This is a genomic window from Alteromonas marina, from assembly GCF_000808575.1.
GTDB lineage: Bacteria > Pseudomonadota > Gammaproteobacteria > Enterobacterales > Alteromonadaceae > Alteromonas > Alteromonas marina_A.
The window spans coordinates 169096-190653 of sequence record NZ_JWLW01000001.1; the positions used below are offsets into that span (position 1 = coordinate 169096).

Below are 21558 nucleotides of genomic sequence, written 5' to 3' on the forward strand. Positions count from 1 at the left end.
AATCCGAACTATCTGCAATAGATTAAAGTTGTAATGTTAAGGAGAGCTTCGGCTCTCCTTTTTAAGTTATCCCTTCTCGGCGAACCCGAATTATCGGTTATTCATAACCCATCTTTAAAAGATCGAACCTATATAATTGATTTTACAAATATTATTATCGACACCGGTTGTTTTTAAATAAATTTTTTGCGACTTAACTTTACACAATAAAAATACTGTATATATTATCAGTTACTGTATATATCATCATGTTCAACTTATTCGAGTGTGGTTATGTTAGCGCATCTTTCTATTTCTAATTTTGCTGTTGTAAAACAATTATCAGTTCAACTGGAAAACGGGTTGACTGCTATAACCGGAGAAACCGGTGCAGGTAAATCCATCGCTATTGACGCTTTAAGCTTGTGCTTAGGCGAGCGTGCCGACGCAAATGCGGTGCGAAAAGGTAGTGCAAAAGCTGAGATCATTGCTCACTTTTCTTTAAACGGCAATGTATTAGCTAAAGCCTTCCTCGATGAACATGAGCTCACCTCAGATGAAGATGAGAATAGCTGCTTTATTCGCAGAGTTATTTCAAAGGAAGGCCGTTCAAAAGCGTTTATCAACGGTATTCCCGCTTCACTTCAGCAGTTAAAAGGCTTAGGCCAGTTTTTGTTAGCCATTCACGGTCAAAACACTCACTTACAGTTGCTGAAAGAAGACCATCAAAGGGAATTAGTTGATGGATACGCGAAGCACGACGACATGTTAGCGCAAGTTAGAGAAACCTACTCTCTTTGGCGTGATAAGCAGCGCACGTTAAAGGCGCTTCAAGAACAAGCCCAGCAGCGCGAAGACAGAATTCAGCTGTTAACTTATCAGGTTCAAGAACTTGATGAATTCGCCATTGAAGAGGGTGAATTTGAAGAGTTAGAAATAGAGCACAAGCGCCTGAGTAACGGGCAAAGCCTTTTAGAGCAAGCCCAGACCAGCGTATACAATTTATATGAAAGCGATGAAGGCAATGCACTGTCGGTTATACAAAGCAGTATTGAACGTTTAGGTGAGTTAGAAGCGCACGACGCTAGTTTAACGCCAATCATTGCCATGCTTAATGATGCGGCAATTCAAGTAGAAGAAGCGGCAGGAGAGCTACGTAGCTACTGCGATCACTTAGAGATCGATCCACTTCGCTTACAGCAAGTTGAGGCGCGCTATGCGAAGGCGATGGAACTTGCACGTAAACATACTGTGATGCCAGAAGGACTTTATCAGCATCACCAAGAGCTTGCCGCCGAATTCAATGCTTTATCGGAACAGGAAACACTGTTAGGTACGCTTGAAGGCGAAGTAGAAGAAGCACGAGCAACGTATTTAACCGCGACCAAAGCGCTTTCTGAGAGCAGGCAACGTGCTGCTGGTAAGCTAAGCGAAGATATTGAAGTGCAAATTCGCCAAATGAATATGCCCCACGCAAAAGTGGATATTCAGATTCAATACGACGAACTTAAGAAGCCGGTGAGCACAGGTCTAGATACCGTAGAATTTAAAGTGTCTACCAACCCTGGTCAAGATGCAGACAAATTAGAAAAAGTCGTATCAGGTGGTGAACTTTCTCGTATAGGACTGGCTATTCAGGTAATCGCGAGCGGCCATCACGGTACCCCTACTATGATTTTCGATGAAGTCGATACGGGCATTAGCGGCCCAACAGCATCAATCGTTGGCGGGCTTTTACGTAAATTAGGTAAACAATCGCAAGTAATGTGTGTTACCCATCTACCTCAAGTAGCGGCACAGGCACATAATCAATTGTTTGTTACCAAGCTTACCGACGGGGAAAGTACTGAAACCCAGATGTTGGCGCTGACTAAGCAAGACAGGATCGATGAGCTTGCAAGACTATTAGCCGGTGATAAAGTAACCAAATCGGCGCTAGCGAATGCAAAAGAACTGCTTAAAAGCGCAGCATCGAACTAAAATGCAGTTGATTGGTCATAGTTGTCAATGTAGCATGCCTTCGCGCTTGCAATAAAACAGTCTCGAAATTCGCTTTAGCGAAGTTCATTGACACTAACAAAGGCAATACTGGACAAATTAACGCATGAAGTTGCAACACCTATTAGTAATTCTTGGTATCACACTAACATCAACCGCTTGCTCGAACTGGATTTATCGAATCGACGTTCCTCAAGGAAACTTCCTTGATCAAAGAGATGTGGAAAAGCTGCGCGTTGGAATGACAAAAGAACAGGTTATTTATGTGCTAGGTAACCCTGTTGTTCAAGACTCATTCGACGATGACACTTGGTACTACGTTTACGATATGAAGCGCGGTATGAAAAAGCGTGGTGAAGATTTTCAAAAGCAAATGGTGATTAACTTTGTAGACAACAAAGTGACAACGGTTGAAGGTGACTTCGAGTTATCTGAAGACTTCAATACACCGCTTGATAACTAATTTTGTTTAAAAGGTAGCGTTTCTCGCTACCTTTTTTGTTTCTAATACCCTTCATAAAAACGCTTTTTTTTTGAGATATATCGCTTACCTACTTGAGGTTTATATGGAACATAGTTTTTGGCACAGTAAATGGCAAAAGAACGAGATTGGATTTCACGAACCTGAAGGGAATGCGCTTCTTATCAAATATGCCTCTTCCCTGTTGGATGTTGAAAACTCACACTCAGCTTTGAAACGCATATTTGTTCCGCTATGCGGGAAGACCCGCGACATCGGCTGGCTACTTTCCCAAGGTTGTGAGGTGGTAGGTGCTGAGCTAAGCGAAGTGGCTATCATACAGCTGTTTGAAGAGCTAGGTGTAGAGCCTACTGTGACCACTACTTCCAACGGTAAAATTTACGCTAAAGACGGTTTAACCATTTACGTAGGTGATATCTTCAAACTTACATCAAGCGACTTAGGTGACGTTACGGGCATTTACGATAGAGCCGCTTTAGTCGCGCTGCCTAGCCCGCTTCGCGAGCAATATGCTGCGCATTTAATGACCATTACTCAATGCGCCCCCCAGCTAATCATCTCTTTCGAGTATGACCAGAATGAAATGGCCGGCCCTCCCTTTAGCGTAAACGAAAAAGCCGTTGACGCTCTTTATTCAGTGGACTACAACATTCAAAGGTTAGAGCGCTCGGTGCTTGAAGGCGGTTTGAAAGGCAAAGTAGACGCTGATAATTTGGTGTTTGCACTAACGGCGAAGTAGACTTTTTTAAGATTTGTTGCCAATAGAAAGCGTTGAAATGGTTGCTTTATAGTTTGCGTTTTAGCGCTGATTAACAGCGACACTTAAGCTATTCATAACCACACCAGCTAATGCGACTTGCTTAAATAAATGACTAGAGGCCAAGCAGGGCCTCTATGCCAAACAATATTGCACCTATCAACCCGCCTACGATCGTGCCGTTTATGCGAACTTTTTGAAGATCGCGGCCTATATTCAACTCCACCTGCTCAGCCATTTCACGTTCATCCCAACTATTGATGGTGTCACGTATGTGACGGGTTAGAAATTCAGCCAGCTCAGGCGCCATATATTTTGCTGCTTCTCCAATGTGGTTATTGAACGCCTTTGCTAGTTCTGTATCTTGCGTTAACGTAGTGCCCAAGTCCTTTAGAAGGACAGATACTTTGGTTTCAGCTTTACCATTTGGCTCTTCAAGAGCCGCTAACAACCATTGATGAAACTTAGCCCATGACTGCTGAACGTATGCGTTTAACGCTGGGTCGTTGATAATTTTTTCGCGGAAGTTGTTAACCTTTTTCTCCATTAGCGGACTGTGCTGTAATTCATAAAGAAATTCATGTACTTGCTCGTCAAACGCATGGCGGATGGGGTGGTGCTCATCCGTATATATATCTTCTAAGATGCTTGAAACAGCTTTAACTGCAATTAACGCCCCCTGCTCGCTTAACCAGCTAGAGGGTAATAACTTTTCAATACGACTGTATTCGGTTTTCAACCAAACCACTAAAGTGTCTGCTATATAAACTTGGGTTTCTGGCTCTGCGAGCAGTTTGGCCAGTTTTCCCAGCACTCTATCAAGGACAACCTGGTGCTGACGTTCTTTCGTCACAGCACCCAATGAGGTCGCCATCAACTGTCTAAGATCAAGTTGGTTAATGCCCTTCTGTGCTGTTTTAGTGATAAATGCTTTAACAGGTTTATCATCAAGCACGCGGAGAACACCTGCAAAAGCATCACATAGAAAGCGACTTAAACGGGTAGCGTTCCTATCCTGTGACAACCACCTTCCCGCGCCCTTAGCAGGGTCGCTGTCCCGAATTAGCTTCTCTATTGCTTCAGGATGAAAGAACTTTTCCTTAACGAACAATGACAGGTTATTAGCAATAACAGACTTGTTACTAGCCACGATATTGGTGTGCGGAATGGGGTACTTCGCTGGAATTGGCTTAAATAATGCCGTCACTGCAAACCAGTCAGCTAGACCACCGATGAGGGCCGCCTCACTAGCCATCTTAATAAGCCCCAACCACCATGCTCCTTGCACGTTTGGATAAAACTTGGGAAGTAAAACCGTTAAAACAAATACACTTGCGGCAAAAATCAAACAGGCCAATGCAAGCCTTTTAGCCTTATTCAATTGCGTGTACTTGTCCTGCATAAACTACTCCGTCTAAATTACTCGTTTACCATCTTGGTCTATAAGTGGTGTGCCGTCTTCTTTAGCAAAAGGGCCTTGTGGCCATACAGGCAAAATATCCAGTACAGCTTCACTTGGCCGGCATAATTTCACTGTTTCTTTTGCGTTATTCGAATAGGAATTACCTTCAACTCTCCCAAGAGGTAAAGAAACTGCTTTTTCGTGTTCACCTTCGGGAATGCAAACAATAGGCCTATTCACTAAAACAGGATGTTCCAGCATCAATTCAAAGATGATTTCGTTACTCACTGTTTCATCAAGTAACCCTAATTCAGCAGCAGGAGACTTTGTTGTGCGAAGCGCTTGTCGAGGGTTAAGGTTAGCTGCATTCAACAAATAAGTTAGTTGTTCACGTTCCCACCCAACACGTAAATACTCAATAACCTGCACCTCATACCCAGCGGCCTTGATCACCGCCAGTACATTCCTAGACGTGCCGCACTCTGGGTTGTGATAAATCTTTATCATCGCCACCTAACCTCACCAAAAAGTAAAAACCACATATGCCAACATACTATTAAAATTCGAGGACAGACACTCGCAAAGGCTAAAACCTTGCCTGTACTCGTTGGACACACACTCAAATAGCTACCTGTACTTCTCGGACACACACTCAAAAAAGCAGCTTGTACCCAAACAGATGTATTCACATTGAGTGTCTGTCCATTTCTTTAAATAATTTCTTCAAGCGAGTGTCTGTCCCCTTCTGAAATCCCTTCTGAGCTTAGAGCCATGTGGTACAAAATGGTCAAATTCGCCATCCGGTGGCAGATGAAACTATAAAATTAGTTATTACACCATTGATGCAGTCTCCCCCTTTAGCATATTAAACTAACCTTTTGATTTTAAATGCTTTTTAAGAGTGGCATGATACGTGATATGTATTTTATAAATGCACAACAAAATTTGTGTTTGATATCAATACCGTTAAAGCGTGTTATTAAGTATTTATGAAACAATCAAGGATATAAGAATATGAAAAAGTCTATTATTGCTAGTGCAGCTATGTTGCTATCAGCCTCTTTGCTTACTGGCTGCGTTATCCATATTGGAGACGCTAGCGCATTAGAAGGCAGCGATTTCAGTTCTATTCTAGGCAATATTGACATAGCTGAAGGGAAGCACGCGGGCGATATTTCCTCTGTTAATGGTAACGTGGAAATAAGCGATCACGCTGGTGCGGATGAAGTTAGTATCGTCAATGGCAACCTTGAAATGGGCAGCCATGTGTCTGTCCGAAATATCGACATTGTAAATGGCGATGTAAGCGCAACTTCACACCTTAATGTACTTAAGAGCCTAGAGACTGTGAATGGAGATGTGACGCTTCCCACACAAAGTACAATTGGCGGTAGCGTCGAAACCGTCAACGGTGACATAACTGCTGTTGATACAACTATTGAAAAACACATTAAAACACTTAACGGCGACATTACTTTATCTGGCTCATCTCATGTTCTAGGCGATATCGTATATAAAGAAAGTGAGAGCTCTTGGGGTAATAAATCAGATAACAAACCTACCCTGTCGATCAGTGCCTCGGTGACTGTAGACGGTAGCATTATATTGCACCGCCCTGTTAACTTAGACATTGAAAGTGACGAGTTAAAGCAAAAAGTCGTTGTAAGCTACGGTGGTGCGCAGTAACGTATCGGCTCGAATATCTAAGCCCAACGTTTCGGAATGACATGACTGAACAAGAAAAGATGCTTGCTGGCGATTTATACTTCCCGTCAGACAAAGTGTTAACGGCGTTGCGAAAGCAATGTCGTATGCAATTAGACGAGCTCAACACAACTTGTCAAAGTGACCACAAAAAGCGTACAAGACTACTAAAAGAGCTGTTTGGTAGCACTGGAAAAAGGCTTTACATCGAGTCTTCATTCAAATGTGATTACGGCGAAAATATTCACGTAGGCGAAAATTTTTTCGCTAACTTCAATTGTGTGATTTTAGATGCAGCGAAGGTCACGATAGGTGATAACTGCATGATTGCGCCTCAAGTCGGTTTATACACCGCTACGCACCCATTAGATCCTGTACAGAGGGCAACCGGCATCGAGTTCGCCAAGCCCATTACTATTGGCGATAATTGCTGGATTGGTGGTATGGCGGTCATAAACCCTGGCGTAACGTTGGGAGACAATGTGGTTGTGGCCTCTGGCGCGGTGGTAACTAAGTCTTTTGGGGACAATGTGGTCATAGGTGGTAACCCTGCCAAAGTCATCAAAGAAATAGAGCAAGCCGAATAGAGCATGTGATGTTTTCGGTATCACATGCCTTAATAAACACCTTTACACGAGTCCATACCAAGTCACATCTATCGATTTAATCTGAACCGGTAATTCAAAGACTCTTCAAGGGCCGCCATTAGTACCTCAAAGGCGGCCCCTGATTTTAGCCTAGTACACAGAGCTAGGTAAAATTAAACGCTATCCCGTTAGTAGTCTAAAGACAAACGCGCTCTATAAATCGTTAATCCCAGTCTGGAGCAAAATCTGGGTTTACAATTCGGTCGCCGTTATCAAGATCATCAATAAGCGCGAGCTCTGAATCAGTTAAATGTACACCACCGTATGCTAAATTCTCTGCCAAGTGTACTTTACTGGTTGATGAAGGAATGGCATAAATGTGGCGTTTCTCCATCCATGCCAGAACAACTTGCGCCGGCGTCGCATCGTGGCTTTGCGCTATTCGCAATAACGTTTCGTCCTTTATTACTTTTCCAACAGCAAATGGCATATATGCGGTCGCTTTTATGCCTTTTTCCTTACACGTTTCAATAACCTTCTTATTTTGCATGAAAGGATGGATTTCAATTTGGTTGGTGTAAATCTCGCCTTTACCAAGAACCTTTTCGGCCTTCTCCAACAAATCAATAGTGAAATTAGACACCCCAATATGACGAGCAAGCTCTTGCTCTTTCGCCTTCGCAAGATTGCCTAAGTAACTTTCGAGTGAAATATCATTGCCAGGATATGGCCAATGGATAAGAAGCAAATCAACATAGTCTAGCTTCAGCTTTTCTAAGCTTTCGTGAACACTTGGAATAAAATGGGTATCGCCCAATGACTCGTGCCACACCTTGGTGGTGACAAACAGTTCGCTTCTCTCAAGGCCGCTGGTTTTTATGGCATCGCCAACTTGTGCTTCGTTGTCATAAAATTGTGCGGTGTCAATGTGTCTGAAACCAACCTCTAGCGCTTTACTGACTGACTCACGGGCCTCCTCACCTTTCAATCAAAACGTTCCCATTCCTAACTGAGGCATATCTTTCATTACTCTCTCCTTTTCCGTGTTGGTCTTACACTACTTGACGTAGCAGCTTCACACTTTGCTACGCCATCGCTTAGAAAGAAGATAGTAATCATCGAGACTGAAATCAGAATTAAATGGGTGACAAACTTAGTGATTAAGTTGAAGAATACACGTCGCTAAAATAAAAAAGCCGCTAGCGAACGCTTGCGGCTTTGAGTAATCACTTACACGTGATGGATAAATAAGACATTACTTACATTTGGCGGGACGCCCAGCTCGTTTATTCAAGCTTTGTTGCTTACGCACTTTATGCTTTTTAACCGAGCGACGCATGCGGCTTAATCGCGCGTGGTCAAGTTTACCCTGGCGTACATTAACCATAGTTTGCGTTTCATCCGGCAGTTGAACATGGCTACGAAGGGCGTTTACGTCTTCTAATCCTAGTTCTACCCACGCACCTTGCGGTAGACGCTTTTGCAGTTCAATTGGGCCATACTTAACACGGATCAGGCGGCTAACCTGCACGCCTTGCGACTCCCAAAGACGACGCACTTCGCGGTTACGCCCTTCTTTCAACGTTACGTTGTACCAACGGTTCATGCTTTCATCTTCAGCATGCTGCGGCGTAGGCGCCCCTGAAATTGTCAGGAACTTTGCTTCGCCGTCTTCCAGCTCTACACCTTTTTGAAGGGTATGTAGCGTTTTGCCCGTTACCTCACCGAATACACGCACTGCGTACTCGCGTTCTACTTCACATTTTGGGTGCATTAGGCGGTTGGCTAGTTCACCATCGTTGGTGAATAACAGCAAGCCACTGGTGTTCATGTCTAGACGACCAACGGTGATCCAGCGCCCTAATCGAATAGCGGGTAGACGGTCAAATACCGTATCGCGACCTTCAGGGTCGTGACGGCTACACAATTCACCTTCGGGTTTGTTGTACATCAACACTCGGCAAATTGGCTGTTCTGTTTGACGAGATAGCAAATGACCATCAACACGGATTTGTGCAGTGTGATCAACTCTATCTCCTAATGTCGCTTTGGTGCCATCGACCGATACTCGGCCTTCTTCAATCCAACGTTCCATTTCTCGTCGCGAGCCTAGCCCTTGGTTAGCCAGTACTTTTTGCAACTTTTCAGTCATGGGTTTTCACTCTTTAATTGCTTGTTTACGGTCGCACGGTCTATTCAGACGGTGCCTCATTTAACACCTTAAGCGGCGAGTCTGACGCAACGCTTTCAGCCATGTTTTCGAAAGCATCAGCATTGGGCAAATCGCTCAACGACGTCATCGAAAAATAGTCTAAGAAGCCTTTGGTAGTTGCATAAAGCGCTGGTCGCCCAGGCACTTCTTTGTGACCTACTACCTTTACCCAGTCTCGTTCTGTGAGTGTCTTTATAATATTACTGCTTACCGCCACGCCCCTGACCTGCTCTATTTCTCCGCGGGTTATAGGTTGACGATAGGCAATGAGTGCCAAGGTTTCGAGCATTGCTCTAGAATACTTTGGCGCATTTTCCTGCCACAATTTGCTTAACCACGGGCTTAACGCATCTAACGACTGAAAGCGATAGCCACTTGCTACTTCCACCAGTTGAATGCCTCTTGGCTGATAGTCTAACTTTAGCTCGTTAATCACCTTACTCAAGGTTCTATCAGCGACGGTAAACTCATTGAGTACCGTTTCTTTTAAATGCTGCTTTGAAATAGGTTTGTCAGCGACAAATATTGCTGCCTCAACCAATTGTTTAAGCTGCGCCGTGTTAATTTTTTTCATGGGCACCTAATTTTACATGAATTTTTGCATAAGGACCTGCCTGAATGCATAAAATTAGCTGTTCTTTTACTAATTCTAAAATTGCTAAGAGGCAAACCACTACGCCAGCTTTACCTTCTTCAACCGTAAATAGGCGTTCAAGCGGCGTATATTCTGTTGTTGTGAGTAACGACAAGATGAGCGACATGCGCTCTCGCGTACTCAGTGCTTCCCGTGCAATGGTATGGTGTTCAAATGCTTCAGCGCGCTTCATGGCCGCACTGAACGCCAATACAATTTCAGCTAAAGACACGTCGGGCTCAATGCGAATTGGCGCCACATTCTCACTTAGTTCAACGTGAGTAGTGAAAATATCCCGTTCAAGTCTAGGCTGAACATCTAAATCTTCTGCCGCTTGCTTTACTAGCTCGTATTCTTTTAATCGGCGAATAAGCTCTGCTCGAGGATCTTCTTCTTCGTCAGAATCGTCACTGCGTTTGGGTAGTAGAAGCCTGGACTTAATTTCTGCCAATATGGCTGCCATCAGCAAATACTCTGCCGCCAGCTCTAATTTTAGCGACATCATGGCATCCACATACTCCATATACTGCTTGGTAACATCAGCGATGGGCAGTGTGGTGATATCAAACTTTTGTTTTCTAATCAGATAAAGTAGTAAGTCGAGCGGCCCTTCGAAGGTTTCTAATATGACCTCTAGGGCATCGGGGGGAATGAAGAGATCTTCAGGCTTTTCAATTAGCGCTTCGCCATTAATAAATGCAAGTGGCAACGGCTGCTGAACAGGTGTCGAAAGCCCCTTCTCAACAGAGGCATCATTATCGTTATTATTGTCTTTAACAAGCTCTGACACAGTTCCACAACCGTTTTTACGCGCTAACAAAGCGGCGATTATTGATATTATTATTTACGCGTTCACGCGAGGGCCTGTAGTGCTTCGCTGCAAACCGAAGCGCTACAGGCCTTAGAAACTTAGCTTACGGTTTCCTACTATAACTTTCACCCACAACAAGCAAAAGAAGCTATTAAAATAGGCCATTTACAACAACCTGTTCAAAAAAACAGTAAAACGAAAGTTACTCAAAGGGAGACGGATCGCCCGTGCCATGTCGCACAATGACTGGCGTGTCTTCCGACAAATCAACCACGGTAGTGGGCTGCTCACCAATGTAGCCACCGTGAATAATAAGCCCTACTTGCTTTTCTAAGTTGTCGCGAATGACATCGGGGTCTGATTCAGCCATGGTGTTGCGTGGCAAAATCAAAGACGTAGACATCAACGGCTCGCCCAGCTCTTCCAATAATGCAAGTGCAATGGCGTTATCGGGCACGCGAATACCTATGGTTTTACGTTTGGGATTTTGCAAACGCTTTGGTACTTCGCGGGTCGCTTTCAACACGAAGGTGTAACGCCCTGGTGTGTTGTTCTTAATTTGCCTGAACGCCGTGTTGTCTACCTTTGCGTAAATTGATAGCTCAGACATGTCTCGACACATTAAGGTAAAGTTGTGATCTTTATCGATTTGACGAATACGACACAACTGCTCAAGCGCCTTTTTGTCTTCCATTTGGCAACCTATGGCGTAGCCTGAGTCTGTCGGATACACCACCACTGCTCCCTCTCGAATTAACTCACAAGCCTGACTAATTAGGCGCTTTTGCGGGTTGTCGGGGTGCACATAGAAAAATTGACTCATAATTACTTCCTTTTCTTAAACGCGCAGAACGATACTACTTTGCCAACGAGGTAAGTGTCTGTCCACTCGTAAAGCTTGCTGGTTAAGCTCGTTGGTTAAACTCGTTGGTTAAATTAGCTTTTGAGCTTTTTACCAACCAACTCTCGGCATTTTAAGTAGCTATAGCGCTCATCAACCGTACGTGAACCATTTGCCTTACCTTGCCCATTTATACCGAGAGCGTTGCAAATTAGATTGCCTTAGCTCTCGGCCATCTGCCCTTCAAATTGTTTCCAATTATGCCATACGGGTGTGAGCTTACTGCTAATGCCGAGGTTCTTACCCAGCTCAGTCCAACGAGACGGAAAGTGAAAATCAGAGCCCGCCGATGCTAACAACTGATGGGTTTGTGCAAGCTCATTAATAAGCTCTTGTTTGGTTTTATTAATACCTGGAAATGCGGTTTCAATGGCGTCACCACCAGCTTGTTCGAACAAGGCCACTAAGCGCCGTAGCCACTTCGCTGTCATATCATAATGAGCGGGATGAGCCAGTACAGCTTGTCCACCTGCATCGTGGATCCACTCGATAGCCGTTTCAATACTTGGCCACTCTGCTTTAACTGCAGCTCGTTTGCCTTTGCCAAGATACTTTTTAAACGCGGCGTCCATACTTGGCACACCGTAGTTGTTTACTAATACGCGCGCAAAGTGCGCCCGTGTCACCTGGCCAACGCCCGCTAGCGCTTTTGCTCGCGTTAGAACACCTTCAAACCCACACTTTTCGAGCTTATCAGCAATTTTTTCAGCTCGGGCTTCTCGGGTTTGAGACTGGCCTTGCAGCCGCTCAAGAAACGTTGGGCAGTGTCTGTCCACATTTAATCCAACTACATGGATATCGAAACTGTGCCAAGTGGTGGAAATTTCAACACCATCAATAATGGTTAATGCACGTTTTTGCTTCGATTGGGTAGCATGTGCTTCTTCCAAACCGGCTACCGTATCGTGGTCGGTAACGGCAAGCGCATCCACCTGCATGGTGTGCGCGCGAAGGATTAACTCTTCTGGCGTTAGGTGGCCATCAGAGAATTTTGTATGACTGTGTAGATCTATTTTCAATGTCTTATGCAAATTTTAGGTTGACACAAAGGGCAATTTGTTTTCTTCTATACACATAAAGTATACGTACTAACCGCTTCAAATCCTATTGAAGTTTGGAAAAACAACGAGTAATTCATGCATTCATACAATGTTTCAACAGCAATGACAGTTGCAGCTTGGTGGTGGCACTTCCTAACTTAACGGGCGGTGTGCACTGTAGTGCGTGAATGAATACACATAAAGGCCCGTTTATACGGGCCTTTTTTTTGTCTTTTTGCAGTTGGAGAGTAGCAAAAATGAGTTTAGCGGAACTGGGGATTTCTCCAGGTAAGGTAGAGACAATTGAGCAGGTGGGACACTATGTCGATGATCCACTTGCCGCATTTGCCCACCTTTGTGACAATAAAAATAACGCATTGCTTTTAGAGTCGGCAGAAATTGATTCTAAAGACGATTTACAAAGCTTGTTAATGGTTGACGCAGCACTGCGCATGGAATGCCGGGGCAACCGCGTTGAAGTGAAAGCACTGACAGGCAACGGCGCTTCAGTGTTACCTTTATTTGTTGACCACGCCCCTGACGGCCTATACATCAAAGAAAGGACAGACACTTCAATTACGTTGGTGTGTGATGAGGCTGACGGTGAACTTGACGAAGACAGTCGCTTAAAGGCCGCAAGCGTAATGGACGCGCTTCGCATTGTTATCAATAAGATAACGCCAATCCGCCAACATCCCCACGCCGTTTTCTTAGGCGGTGTTTTTGCCTATGACATGCTAGCAGGTTTTGAAAAATTACCTGATGTTGCTGAAGGTGAAAATGACTGTCCTGACTTTGTTTTTTACTTGGCAGAGACCTTAATTACCGTTGACCACCAAACCCGCGAGACCCATTTAATTGGCAGTGTATTTAGTGGACAAGACGTTGCCCAGCAATACTTTACCATTGCTCAGCGCTTAGAAGCCATTCATCAGCAGCTACACGATATGCCTGCCAAGCCCGTGTTAGTAGGTGCAAATACAGCAAAGATTACCGATGTAGAAAGTGAAGCACAAAGTGGACAGTCACTCGTTTCCGACTCAGAAAGCCCAAACGAAACCGAAAACGGACAGTCACTTTCTTCTTTTGACCCAAGCGTTGAAGTTAGTGTTGATTTAAGTGATGAACAGTTCTGCAACCATGTGCTGGACTTAAAACAGCACATTTTAGCCGGCGATATTTTTCAGGTTGTGCCCTCGCGCACATTCTCTCTCCCCTGCCCTTCGCCGCTACTTGCTTACGCTAAACTTAAAGAATCAAACCCAAGCCCTTACATGTTTTACATGCAAGATGCAGCTTTCAGCATATTTGGTGCCTCTCCTGAATCAGCGCTTAAATACGAAAGAGAAAGTAATCAGGTAGAGATCTACCCGATTGCCGGTACCCGTCCACGTGGCAAGCGCCCTGATGGCAGTATCGACAGAGATTTAGACAGCCGTATTGAGCTTAACCTTCGCGAAGACACCAAAGAAAAGTCTGAGCACATTATGCTGGTTGACCTTGCTCGAAACGATGTGGCAAAAGTGAGTCGCCCAGGCACGCGCTATGTGAAAGACTTGCTAAAGGTTGACCGTTACTCTCACGTGATGCACTTGGTGTCGCGCGTGGTTGGCCAGCTACGTGACGACTTAGATCCACTGCACGCTTATCAAGCCTGCATGAATATGGGCACTCTAGTTGGCGCACCAAAAGTAAGCGCAGCGACGTTAATTCGTGAAGTAGAGAAAAAACGCCGCGGCAGTTATGGCGGCGCGGTTGGCTACTTGAATGGTCAAGGCGATATGGACACTTGTATTGTCATTCGTTCAGCGTTTGTGAAAAACGGCACGGCTTATATTCAAGCGGGTGCAGGTGTAGTATATGACTCGGTTCCACAAGCTGAAGCTGATGAAACCCGCGCTAAGGCACAAGCGGTAATTGGTGCAGTAAAAGCAGCGCTACAAGAAGAAGCTGAAAGTATCAACGTTGCATTAAATGAAGGAGGCAACGCATGAATCAGCAAGTGACCACCCTATTTTTGCTCGACAATGTAGACTCATTTACCTACAACCTTGTGGACGAACTGCGCACCTTAAACCTAGACATTAAGGTCTATCGCAACACGGTTTCAGCAAATGCTCTGTTTGAAAGAATGCAGGAACAAGCAACGAAAGGCCCAGTGCTTCTTATGTTGTCACCAGGTCCAGGCGCACCAAGTGAAGCCGGCTGTATGCCTGAGCTACTTAAAAAAGTACACGGTGTGTTCCCCGTAATTGGTATTTGTTTAGGCCATCAAGCTATTGTTGAGCATTACGGCGGCACCGTAGGTCGCGCCAGCCAAGTTATGCACGGCAAGTCTTCTGCTATTACCCATTCTGAAGACGCCATGTTCAAAGGCTTACAGCAGCCCTTACATGTAGCACGCTACCACTCTTTAGTGGCACATTCATTGCCTGAAAACCTTACTGTTTGCGCATCTACAATAAACGATGACGGCACTGAGGCCGTAATGGCAGTTTACAACAGCGAAGATCGCATGTTGGGTTTCCAATTTCACCCGGAATCTATTTTAACAGCCCACGGCAGTTTGCTGTTAAAGCAAAGTATTGACTATTTAACGTTACAGGGAGCGAACCATGCTTAACGCAGGCCCTCTACTAGAACAAATTATGTTGCGAGAATCACTGTCGCAAACCGAGGCATACAGCTTGTTTAACAGCATCATGCACGGTGAGCAAAGCGAGGTGATGATTGCTTCAGTGCTGACTGCGCTGAAAATGAAAAAAGAATCACCCAGCGAAATTGCGGGTGCGGCGAGTGCCATGGTTGCCAATGCACTGCCCTTTCCCACACCGTCTTATGAGTTTGCAGATATCGTTGGTACAGGCGGCGATGGCCACAACACCATTAATATTTCCAGTGCAGCCGGTGTAGTTGCCGCATCTTGTGGCGTGAAGGTGGCGAAACACGGTAATCGCAGTGTATCGAGTAAGTCTGGCTCTGCTGATTTGTTTCGCCAGTTTGGTCTTAATTTAGAAATTAGCCCAGAAACATCCCGCAAGTGCTTAGATGAAGCAAATTTCACATTTCTTTTTGCACCGGTTTATCACGCCGGTATGCGCCACGCAGCCCCCGTGCGCGCTGCGATGAAGACCAGAACCTTATTTAATATACTGGGGCCGCTGGCAAACCCGGCGGGTCCAACTCACGGCGTTTTCGGCGTATACTCGCCTGAACTGCTTGAACCTTACGCAAAAACCCTTATGCTGCTTGGCCAACACCGCGCAATGATAGTGCATGGCGATGGCTTGGATGAACTGGCGCTTCACGGCGAATCAATGATTTACGACCTTGAGCACGGCGATATTCGCAAGCTTACCGTTACCGCTAAAGACTTCGGTTTACCTCATTATCCTCTTTCCGCGATTGAAGGCGGTGAACCTGAAGAAAACAGACAATTTGTTGAAGCAGCGCTAAACGGCGAAGGTAAAGAGGCGCACCGTGCCGCTATCGCCATGAACTGCGGGGCACTGCTGAAAGTAACCGGCAAAGCCTCAACCTTCAAAGAAGGGGCTGAAATGGCGATGAACGCTATGGCGGAAGGGTTACCCATGCAGTTATTAACGAAGGTTGCCAAAATTACTCAGGAGGTAAGCACGAATGGCTAATGTGCTTGAGAAAATTGTTGCAGACAAACGAGAAGAAGTGGCCGCACGCAAAGAAGCACTGCCGCTAGAAAGCTTCAAGGCGAATCTAGTTTCTTCCAAAAAGAGTTTATTTGCGGCACTTAGTGAGCCAAACGCAGGCTTTATCTTCGAATGCAAAAAAGCATCGCCTTCAAAAGGCCTTATTCGAGAGCATTTCGATTTAGACGAGATCTTAGCAGCTTACACGCCTTATGCTGCCGGTATTTCTGTGCTGACAGACGAGAAGTACTTCCAAGGTAAATTTGAGTACTTAGCTTATGTTACTGAGCGTGTTGCTCAGCCTGTGCTTAACAAAGATTTCTTCGTTGATACCTATCAAGTGTATTTAGCCCGTCACTATAATGCTGATGCCGTGCTTTTAATGCTTAGTGTGCTAAATGATGACGAATATCGAGAGTTGGCAAGCGTTGCCAATGCTCTGTCGTTAGACATTCTTACCGAAGTAAGTAATGAAGAAGAAATGGAGCGCGCTATTGCTCTTGAAGCCAACATCATTGGTATCAACAATCGCAACTTACGCGACCTTTCTACCGATTTAGCGACCACAGAACGCCTTGTGCCCATGCTTGAAAAAGCCACGCACGACTACGTGGTTATTTCAGAGTCGGGCATATACACACACCAAGACGTACTTCGTTTAGCGCCTGTATCCCAAGGCTTTTTGGTGGGCAGTGCGTTAATGGCCGAGGCTGACCTGCCGCGCGCAGTAAAAACGTTAGTGAATGGTGCAGTTAAAGTGTGTGGGCTTACCAGCCCCCAACAAGCACAAATAGCATTCGATAAAGGCGCAAGCTTTGGCGGGCTTATCTTCGCTGAAAAATCGCCACGCTGTGTGAGCGAAGCAGAGGCTTTGACCATAACACAAAGCGTTGACGTTGCTTTTGTTGGTGTGTTCGTTAATCACGACATTGATGAAGTGGCATCACTCGCCGCCTCGCTCAACCTTTTTGCCGTGCAGCTTCACGGCAGCGAAGATGACACCTACATTTCAGCGCTTGCTGCCAAGCTTCCAGAAGGTTGTGAAATTTGGAAAGTCGAAGGTGTTAAAGCAACCTCTTCTGGCGCACTACCAGACGCAGTGGACAGACACTTAAACAATAGCCTAGTAAGCCGTGTTCTTCTAGATTGCCAAGTGGGTGATGCCAAAGGCGGTACAGGCGAAGCGTTCAATTGGCAGCTATTAAACGATATCGAAGCGAAGCATAAGTTAGTGCTTGCTGGCGGTATTAACGCCCAGAATGTTGCAGAAGCTATTGCAACCGGCTGTGGTGCTATTGATGTGAATTCAGGCGTAGAAACCGCACCCGGCGTGAAAAGCGAAGAAAAACTCGACGCGCTTTTTGCCATTTGCCGCCGTTACTAATTTAAATACAGGACAACGTAATGAACCAGTTAGATACAAAATTTGGTGAATTTGGTGGCATGTACGTGCCCGAGCTACTTATTCCAGCACTAGACCAACTGGAAAAAGCATTTTTGGATGCCAAGGACGACCCGACATTTAACGAAGAGTTTTTATCTCTGTTAAAAGACTATGCCGGTCGCCCCACATCAATGACGTTAACTCGCAATCTGGTAAGTAACCCAAAGGTAAAATTATACCTAAAGCGTGAAGACCTACTACACGGTGGTGCACACAAAACTAACCAGGTGTTAGGCCAAGCGCTGCTGACTAAGCGAATGGGTAAAAAAGAAGTGATCGCCGAAACAGGCGCAGGTCAGCACGGTGTTGCAACCGCGTTAGCATGTGCGTTGTTGGGGCTTAAAGCGCGTATTTATATGGGTGCGAAAGACGTTGAACGTCAAGCGCCAAACGTGTTCCGTATGAAGCTGATGGGCGCAGAAGTTATTCCTGTGAATGCCGGTTCTGGTACGCTTAAAGATGCCGTAAACGAAGCCATGCGCGACTGGTCGGCAAACTATGATAAAGCGCACTATTTGTTAGGCACAGCCGCGGGCCCACACCCGTTCCCGACTATTGTTCGTGAATATCACCGTATGATTGGTGAAGAAACTCGTGCACAAATTATGGAAAAAGAAGGTCGCTTACCTGACGCCGTAGTAGCATGTGTGGGCGGGGGCTCAAATGCTATCGGTATGTTTGCAGACTTTATTGATGAGCCATCTGTACGCTTAGTGGGCGTTGAGCCTGCGGGTAAAGGTGTGCACACCAAAGAGCACGGCGCTACTATCGTGACGGGTACAAAAGGTATTCTTCACGGCGCTTACACCTTCATTATGCAAGACAAAGAAGGCCAGATCGAAGAGAGCTACTCAGTATCTGCTGGTCTGGACTACCCTGCTGTTGGCCCTCAGCATGCTTATCTTCACGACATTGGCCGAGCGGAATACGTGGCCGCCACCGACGAAGAAGCGCTGAACGCATTCCAATTGCTTGCAAGAAAAGAAGGTATTATTCCTGCCCTTGAATCGTCGCATGCCTTAGCGCACGCGCTTAATATGGCAGATGAAGCGGAAGAAGAAACCATCATCGTAGTTAACTTATCAGGCCGTGGCGACAAAGATTTAGCGCACGTTATCAACATTTTAGGGGACGATTTATAATGGATAGATATGCACAAATGTTTGCCGGGCTTGATAAAAAGAACCAAGGCGCTTTCGTACCTTTTGTAATGGTTGGTGACCCCGATTTAACGCAATCTGAAGCCATTATTTGCCAGCTAGTAGAAAGCGGTGCTGACGCACTTGAGTTAGGTATACCTTACTCTGACCCCATCGCCGATGGCCCCACGATTCAAGCTTCTGCTATTCGCGCATTAAATAACAAGGTGACGGTAGCAGATTGCTTGGGTGTTATTTCACGTGTTCGCGCAAAATATCCTAATGTGCCTATCGGCTTGCTTCTGTACAGCAACTTAGTAATGGCCCAAGGCATCGAAAATTTTTACAATAAAGCGCAAGAGGCAGGCGTTGACTCAATTTTGGTCGCTGACGTTCCTATTCGCGAAGCGGCACCTTTTCAAAAAGCAGCCGAAGCCACTGGCATTTCACAAATTCTGATTGCACCACCTAATGCTACTGACGAAACCATGGAAAAAATCGGGGAATACTCGAAAGGTTACACGTATTTGCTGGGTCGTGCGGGCGTTACTGGCGCAGAAACTGCCGCAAACGTGCCTGCTTCAGAGCTTATTGAGCGCTTGAACAAACACAAAGCAGCGCCAGCATTGTTAGGCTTTGGTATTTCTACACCGGAACAGGTTAAATCTGCTATTGACGCAGGTGCCGCTGGCGCAATTTCAGGCTCGGCGACAGTGAATATTATCGCAGCCAATTTATCGGACAGTCACAAAATGCTAAGCGAGCTCGGCAGCTTTGTTGAAAACATGAAAGCAGCTACGGCAAAAGGATAAACGTATGCTATATATGATTTGTGCAACCGATGTGGCGGACAGTCTAGAAAAACGCCTAGCGGCGCGACCTGCTCACCTTGAACGTTTGAATGCATTAAAAGATGCGGGCCGTTTAGTTATGGCAGGCCCCTTCCCTGCTGTAGATAGCCCAGATCCTGGTCCAGCCGGATTTACTGGTTCGCTAGTAGTAGCAGAGTTTGATTCACTAGAAGCTGCTCAAGCATGGGCAGAAGCCGACCCGTACATCGAAGCTGGTGTTTATGAAAGTGTTGTAGTTAAACCTTACAAAAAGGTTTTGCCTTAAAGTTTAGCTAAACGCTATGTAGTAAACTTCGATAAATAATGAAAGCCCCTTAAGACCGAATAGCTCCGGTTTCAAGGGGCTTTTTTGTTGCTTCAACAGTAACAAAGCTAACACTTATTTATTAAACTAGTGTGGACAGTCACTCATTTGCTAGACTAATGAGAACACACACACGTAATTGTTTGCCAAGCTTCATATTGTTGATAATGGACAGTCACTTAATAATCGGCCAACAACCGTAATAAACAATCCCTTGTGGACAGACACTCGCTCCTCTGAGTAAGTGTCCCAGCTCCTCAAAGCTTCGTCATAAAATTGGCCCTTAAAGATCGACCTTTTCGTGTTCACCCATCTCTTCTGGCTTCACCGTTTTACCAGTAAGCATTTTAAACATGCCTTTGAGTGAAGGGTCTGCATCCCACACTTCTGCATCTGTAAGTTCGAAGCGAAGCATTAATAAAGAAGGATCATCTCTACCTTTATCGAACCATGCTTCTACTGGATTAGACCAGTATTTATCAATCACCTCTTTACGTGATTCAACAGTGAGGTTGCCTCGGATGCAAGCAAATACATCATGGCCTTTGGATGCAAAGTGAACCATGGCTTTTCCACCTTTAGCAATGCGGTTGTCTCGACTAGTGTAAAACCAAAACTCGCTATCAGCGTCTTTATCAAGTTGGGCGTACATAGGCTCGGCATGCATATCCTCGCCTACCAGACTTACCATGACTTTTGGACTATCTGACATTGCTTTCCACATTGTTTTCTTAATATCGCTAGACATAGCTCCTCCTTGTTGAAAATAAGTGTCTGTCCGACATTACTATTGAATCGAGCAGTTGAACAAAACACCTTATTTTCATTTTATTGATTCATCTGAAGCTTATGCCTCGCACGTGGCATGCCAAAAAAGTCAATATCATCCCGCTCAGCTGCCAAAAGAGTTATTGAGAAACGTAAGCTCTCCACTACACACCAGTTAGGTACAGCTTTGGACACACACTCATACATCCATATGAGCGTTGAGAACTAATTTACAAAAACCGTGGACAGTCACTCGTTTGCACAATAAACATTGGTCCCCCTTAATAACAATCAACAAAGTGGACAGACACTTTTTCAAAGTAGGAGTAAAGATTACTCAATATGACTTACTAACTAGAGCACTTAAATATATGCGTCACTTTGAAGCTTAGAAATAGACTTGTGGACAGACACTCTCATTTTGACTTCCGGCCTCTTAGCAACTAAGTGTCTGTCCACAATATTTGCTCTTTCGTAAATGCCATTTACTTAAGGCTTATATACAGCTTTTGCTCCGCAAGGTAGACTATACCTAGTTCAGAATGGGTTCAGTTAACCAAGTTATACTTATCTGTAGTTTGGCCTGAGTGGGATAATAATTGTGAGGTTGTATGAAATTATCGCTTCGTGTTGCAGTAGTTTGTTTAGTGTTAGCTTTGTCTAACACAGCGCCAGCTTTGGCGTTTCAAGACTCTGGCGGCGATATATCAAAAAGCGAAGCTGCTGATCGTGCTCGCGTTGCTGTAAATGGACGCGTCTTAAAAGTTGAACAGACCTCAAAAAACTACCGGGTAAAAGTACTTAAAAAGTCAGGGCGAGTAGTATCAGTAGACGTAGACAAACGCTCAGGCAAGGTAAAAACAAATAAAGATAAGGATTAA

At 45.1% G+C, this 21558-nt stretch carries 22 protein-coding genes; 13 read left to right on the forward strand and 9 right to left on the reverse strand.

Annotated features, from left to right (window positions below; all coding sequences use genetic code 11):
• Positions 1 to 273: 273 nt before the first annotated feature.
• The 3 genes from recN (at position 274) to tmpT (ending at position 3197) form a co-directional block, all read left to right on the forward strand.
• Positions 274 to 1959, forward strand: coding sequence for a DNA repair protein RecN (gene recN, locus RJ41_RS00730; RefSeq protein WP_039216279.1), 1686 nt, complete (start codon positions 274 to 276; stop codon positions 1957 to 1959).
• A 124-nt stretch (positions 1960 to 2083) separates the two neighbouring features.
• Positions 2084 to 2440 carry an outer membrane protein assembly factor BamE gene (locus tag RJ41_RS00735; RefSeq protein ID WP_012517879.1) on the forward strand — a complete coding sequence of 119 codons (357 nt, stop codon included), beginning with the start codon at positions 2084 to 2086 and terminating at the stop codon, positions 2438 to 2440.
• A gap of 103 nt (positions 2441 to 2543) precedes the next feature.
• Positions 2544 to 3197, forward strand: a complete 654-nt coding sequence (gene tmpT / locus RJ41_RS00740; protein ID WP_039216280.1) for a thiopurine S-methyltransferase — start codon at positions 2544 to 2546, stop codon at positions 3195 to 3197.
• 133 nt (positions 3198 to 3330) lie between these two features.
• Here tmpT and RJ41_RS00745 read toward each other — a convergent pair whose 3' ends face one another.
• Both RJ41_RS00745 and RJ41_RS00750 read right to left on the reverse strand, forming a co-directional pair.
• Positions 3331 to 4617, reverse strand: a complete 1287-nt coding sequence (locus tag RJ41_RS00745; protein ID WP_039216281.1) for a DUF445 domain-containing protein — start codon at positions 4615 to 4617, stop codon at positions 3331 to 3333.
• 12 nt (positions 4618 to 4629) lie between these two features.
• Complete coding sequence (locus RJ41_RS00750; RefSeq protein WP_039216282.1) at positions 4630 to 5124, reverse strand: arsenate reductase family protein; 495 nt, start codon at positions 5122 to 5124, stop codon at positions 4630 to 4632.
• Between the two features lie 507 nt (positions 5125 to 5631).
• Between RJ41_RS00750 and RJ41_RS00755 the strand changes: the two genes are divergently transcribed.
• Complete coding sequence (locus RJ41_RS00755) at positions 5632 to 6303, forward strand: DUF4097 family beta strand repeat-containing protein (protein WP_039216283.1); 672 nt, start codon at positions 5632 to 5634, stop codon at positions 6301 to 6303.
• Positions 6304 to 6344: 41 nt separating this feature from the next.
• Positions 6345 to 6908 carry a sugar O-acetyltransferase gene (locus RJ41_RS00760; protein WP_039216284.1) on the forward strand — a complete coding sequence of 188 codons (564 nt, stop codon included), beginning with the start codon at positions 6345 to 6347 and terminating at the stop codon, positions 6906 to 6908.
• Between the two features lie 223 nt (positions 6909 to 7131).
• Here the strand turns inward: RJ41_RS00760 and dkgB are convergent, their stop codons facing one another.
• The 6 genes from dkgB to RJ41_RS00790 form a co-directional block, all read right to left on the reverse strand.
• Positions 7132 to 7896, reverse strand: a complete 765-nt coding sequence (gene dkgB / locus RJ41_RS00765; protein ID WP_240485700.1) for a 2,5-didehydrogluconate reductase DkgB — start codon at positions 7894 to 7896, stop codon at positions 7132 to 7134.
• A 267-nt stretch (positions 7897 to 8163) separates the two neighbouring features.
• Positions 8164 to 9060, reverse strand: coding sequence for a 23S rRNA pseudouridine(2605) synthase RluB (rluB, locus tag RJ41_RS00770; RefSeq protein WP_039216285.1), 897 nt, complete (start codon positions 9058 to 9060; stop codon positions 8164 to 8166).
• Between the two features lie 40 nt (positions 9061 to 9100).
• Positions 9101 to 9694, reverse strand: coding sequence for an SMC-Scp complex subunit ScpB (scpB, locus tag RJ41_RS00775; RefSeq protein WP_014948948.1), 594 nt, complete (start codon positions 9692 to 9694; stop codon positions 9101 to 9103).
• Positions 9681 to 10544: a segregation and condensation protein A gene (locus RJ41_RS00780; protein WP_039216319.1), complete on the reverse strand. Its 864-nt coding sequence runs from the start codon at positions 10542 to 10544 to the stop codon at positions 9681 to 9683. Before RJ41_RS00780 ends, scpB begins: the two co-directional genes overlap by 14 nt.
• A gap of 223 nt (positions 10545 to 10767) precedes the next feature.
• The gene (locus RJ41_RS00785) at positions 10768 to 11388 is read right to left on the reverse strand and encodes an L-threonylcarbamoyladenylate synthase (protein ID WP_039216286.1); all 621 of its coding nucleotides are present in this window, start codon (positions 11386 to 11388) and stop codon (positions 10768 to 10770) included.
• A gap of 239 nt (positions 11389 to 11627) precedes the next feature.
• Positions 11628 to 12485, reverse strand: a complete 858-nt coding sequence (locus tag RJ41_RS00790) for a PHP domain-containing protein (RefSeq protein WP_039216287.1) — start codon at positions 12483 to 12485, stop codon at positions 11628 to 11630.
• Between the two features lie 278 nt (positions 12486 to 12763).
• Between RJ41_RS00790 and RJ41_RS00795 the strand changes: the two genes are divergently transcribed.
• From RJ41_RS00795 to RJ41_RS00825, 7 genes are read left to right on the forward strand one after another with little or no spacing between them, the layout of a single operon-like run.
• The gene (locus RJ41_RS00795) at positions 12764 to 14500 is read left to right on the forward strand and encodes an anthranilate synthase component 1 (protein ID WP_039216288.1); all 1737 of its coding nucleotides are present in this window, start codon (positions 12764 to 12766) and stop codon (positions 14498 to 14500) included.
• Positions 14497 to 15129 (forward strand): aminodeoxychorismate/anthranilate synthase component II, encoded by a 633-nt coding sequence (locus RJ41_RS00800; RefSeq protein WP_039216289.1) that lies wholly within the window; start codon positions 14497 to 14499, stop codon positions 15127 to 15129. Before RJ41_RS00795 ends, RJ41_RS00800 begins: the two co-directional genes overlap by 4 nt.
• Complete coding sequence (gene trpD / locus RJ41_RS00805) at positions 15122 to 16153, forward strand: anthranilate phosphoribosyltransferase (RefSeq protein WP_039216290.1); 1032 nt, start codon at positions 15122 to 15124, stop codon at positions 16151 to 16153. The genes RJ41_RS00800 and trpD overlap by 8 nt, the downstream gene beginning before the upstream one ends.
• Positions 16146 to 17555 (forward strand): bifunctional indole-3-glycerol-phosphate synthase TrpC/phosphoribosylanthranilate isomerase TrpF, encoded by a 1410-nt coding sequence (trpCF, locus tag RJ41_RS00810; protein WP_039216291.1) that lies wholly within the window; start codon positions 16146 to 16148, stop codon positions 17553 to 17555. The genes trpD and trpCF overlap by 8 nt, the downstream gene beginning before the upstream one ends.
• 20 nt (positions 17556 to 17575) lie before the next feature.
• Complete coding sequence (gene trpB, locus RJ41_RS00815; protein ID WP_014976090.1) at positions 17576 to 18757, forward strand: tryptophan synthase subunit beta; 1182 nt, start codon at positions 17576 to 17578, stop codon at positions 18755 to 18757.
• Positions 18757 to 19566 carry a tryptophan synthase subunit alpha gene (gene trpA / locus RJ41_RS00820; protein WP_039216292.1) on the forward strand — a complete coding sequence of 270 codons (810 nt, stop codon included), beginning with the start codon at positions 18757 to 18759 and terminating at the stop codon, positions 19564 to 19566. Before trpB ends, trpA begins: the two co-directional genes overlap by 1 nt.
• Before the next feature lie 4 nt (positions 19567 to 19570).
• Complete coding sequence (locus RJ41_RS00825; protein ID WP_025254698.1) at positions 19571 to 19870, forward strand: YciI family protein; 300 nt, start codon at positions 19571 to 19573, stop codon at positions 19868 to 19870.
• Between the two features lie 322 nt (positions 19871 to 20192).
• On the opposite strand, the gene RJ41_RS00830 is transcribed toward RJ41_RS00825, so the two are convergent.
• Entirely contained in the window at positions 20193 to 20657 is a 465-nt protein-coding gene (locus RJ41_RS00830; protein ID WP_039216293.1) for a pyridoxamine 5'-phosphate oxidase family protein, read from the reverse strand.
• A gap of 631 nt (positions 20658 to 21288) precedes the next feature.
• Here RJ41_RS00830 and RJ41_RS00835 point away from each other — a divergent pair.
• Entirely contained in the window at positions 21289 to 21558 is a 270-nt protein-coding gene (locus RJ41_RS00835) for a PepSY domain-containing protein (protein WP_039216294.1), read from the forward strand.

Bases quoted from the DNA above. Each gene is read 5' to 3' on its own strand.
- trpCF (WP_039216291.1), top strand. From the start codon at position 16,146: ATGGCTAATGTGCTTGAGAAAATTGTTGCAGACAAACGAGAAGAAGTG.
- RJ41_RS00800 (WP_039216289.1), top strand. From the start codon at position 14,497: ATGAATCAGCAAGTGACCACCCTATTTTTGCTCGACAATGTAGACTCA.
- RJ41_RS00735 (WP_012517879.1), top strand. From the start codon at position 2,084: ATGAAGTTGCAACACCTATTAGTAATTCTTGGTATCACACTAACATCA.
- trpA (WP_039216292.1), top strand. From the start codon at position 18,757: ATGGATAGATATGCACAAATGTTTGCCGGGCTTGATAAAAAGAACCAA.
- RJ41_RS00750 (WP_039216282.1), bottom strand. From the start codon at position 5,124: ATGATAAAGATTTATCACAACCCAGAGTGCGGCACGTCTAGGAATGTA.
- RJ41_RS00760 (WP_039216284.1), top strand. From the start codon at position 6,345: ATGACTGAACAAGAAAAGATGCTTGCTGGCGATTTATACTTCCCGTCA.
- trpD (WP_039216290.1), top strand. From the start codon at position 15,122: ATGCTTAACGCAGGCCCTCTACTAGAACAAATTATGTTGCGAGAATCA.
- RJ41_RS00785 (WP_039216286.1), bottom strand. From the start codon at position 11,388: ATGAGTCAATTTTTCTATGTGCACCCCGACAACCCGCAAAAGCGCCTA.
- rluB (WP_039216285.1), bottom strand. From the start codon at position 9,060: ATGACTGAAAAGTTGCAAAAAGTACTGGCTAACCAAGGGCTAGGCTCG.
- RJ41_RS00755 (WP_039216283.1), top strand. From the start codon at position 5,632: ATGAAAAAGTCTATTATTGCTAGTGCAGCTATGTTGCTATCAGCCTCT.
- RJ41_RS00835 (WP_039216294.1), top strand. From the start codon at position 21,289: ATGAAATTATCGCTTCGTGTTGCAGTAGTTTGTTTAGTGTTAGCTTTG.
- tmpT (WP_039216280.1), top strand. From the start codon at position 2,544: ATGGAACATAGTTTTTGGCACAGTAAATGGCAAAAGAACGAGATTGGA.
- RJ41_RS00825 (WP_025254698.1), top strand. From the start codon at position 19,571: ATGCTATATATGATTTGTGCAACCGATGTGGCGGACAGTCTAGAAAAA.
- trpB (WP_014976090.1), top strand. From the start codon at position 17,576: ATGAACCAGTTAGATACAAAATTTGGTGAATTTGGTGGCATGTACGTG.
- RJ41_RS00745 (WP_039216281.1), bottom strand. From the start codon at position 4,617: ATGCAGGACAAGTACACGCAATTGAATAAGGCTAAAAGGCTTGCATTG.
- recN (WP_039216279.1), top strand. From the start codon at position 274: ATGTTAGCGCATCTTTCTATTTCTAATTTTGCTGTTGTAAAACAATTA.
- RJ41_RS00830 (WP_039216293.1), bottom strand. From the start codon at position 20,657: ATGTCTAGCGATATTAAGAAAACAATGTGGAAAGCAATGTCAGATAGT.
- scpB (WP_014948948.1), bottom strand. From the start codon at position 9,694: ATGAAAAAAATTAACACGGCGCAGCTTAAACAATTGGTTGAGGCAGCA.
- RJ41_RS00795 (WP_039216288.1), top strand. From the start codon at position 12,764: ATGAGTTTAGCGGAACTGGGGATTTCTCCAGGTAAGGTAGAGACAATT.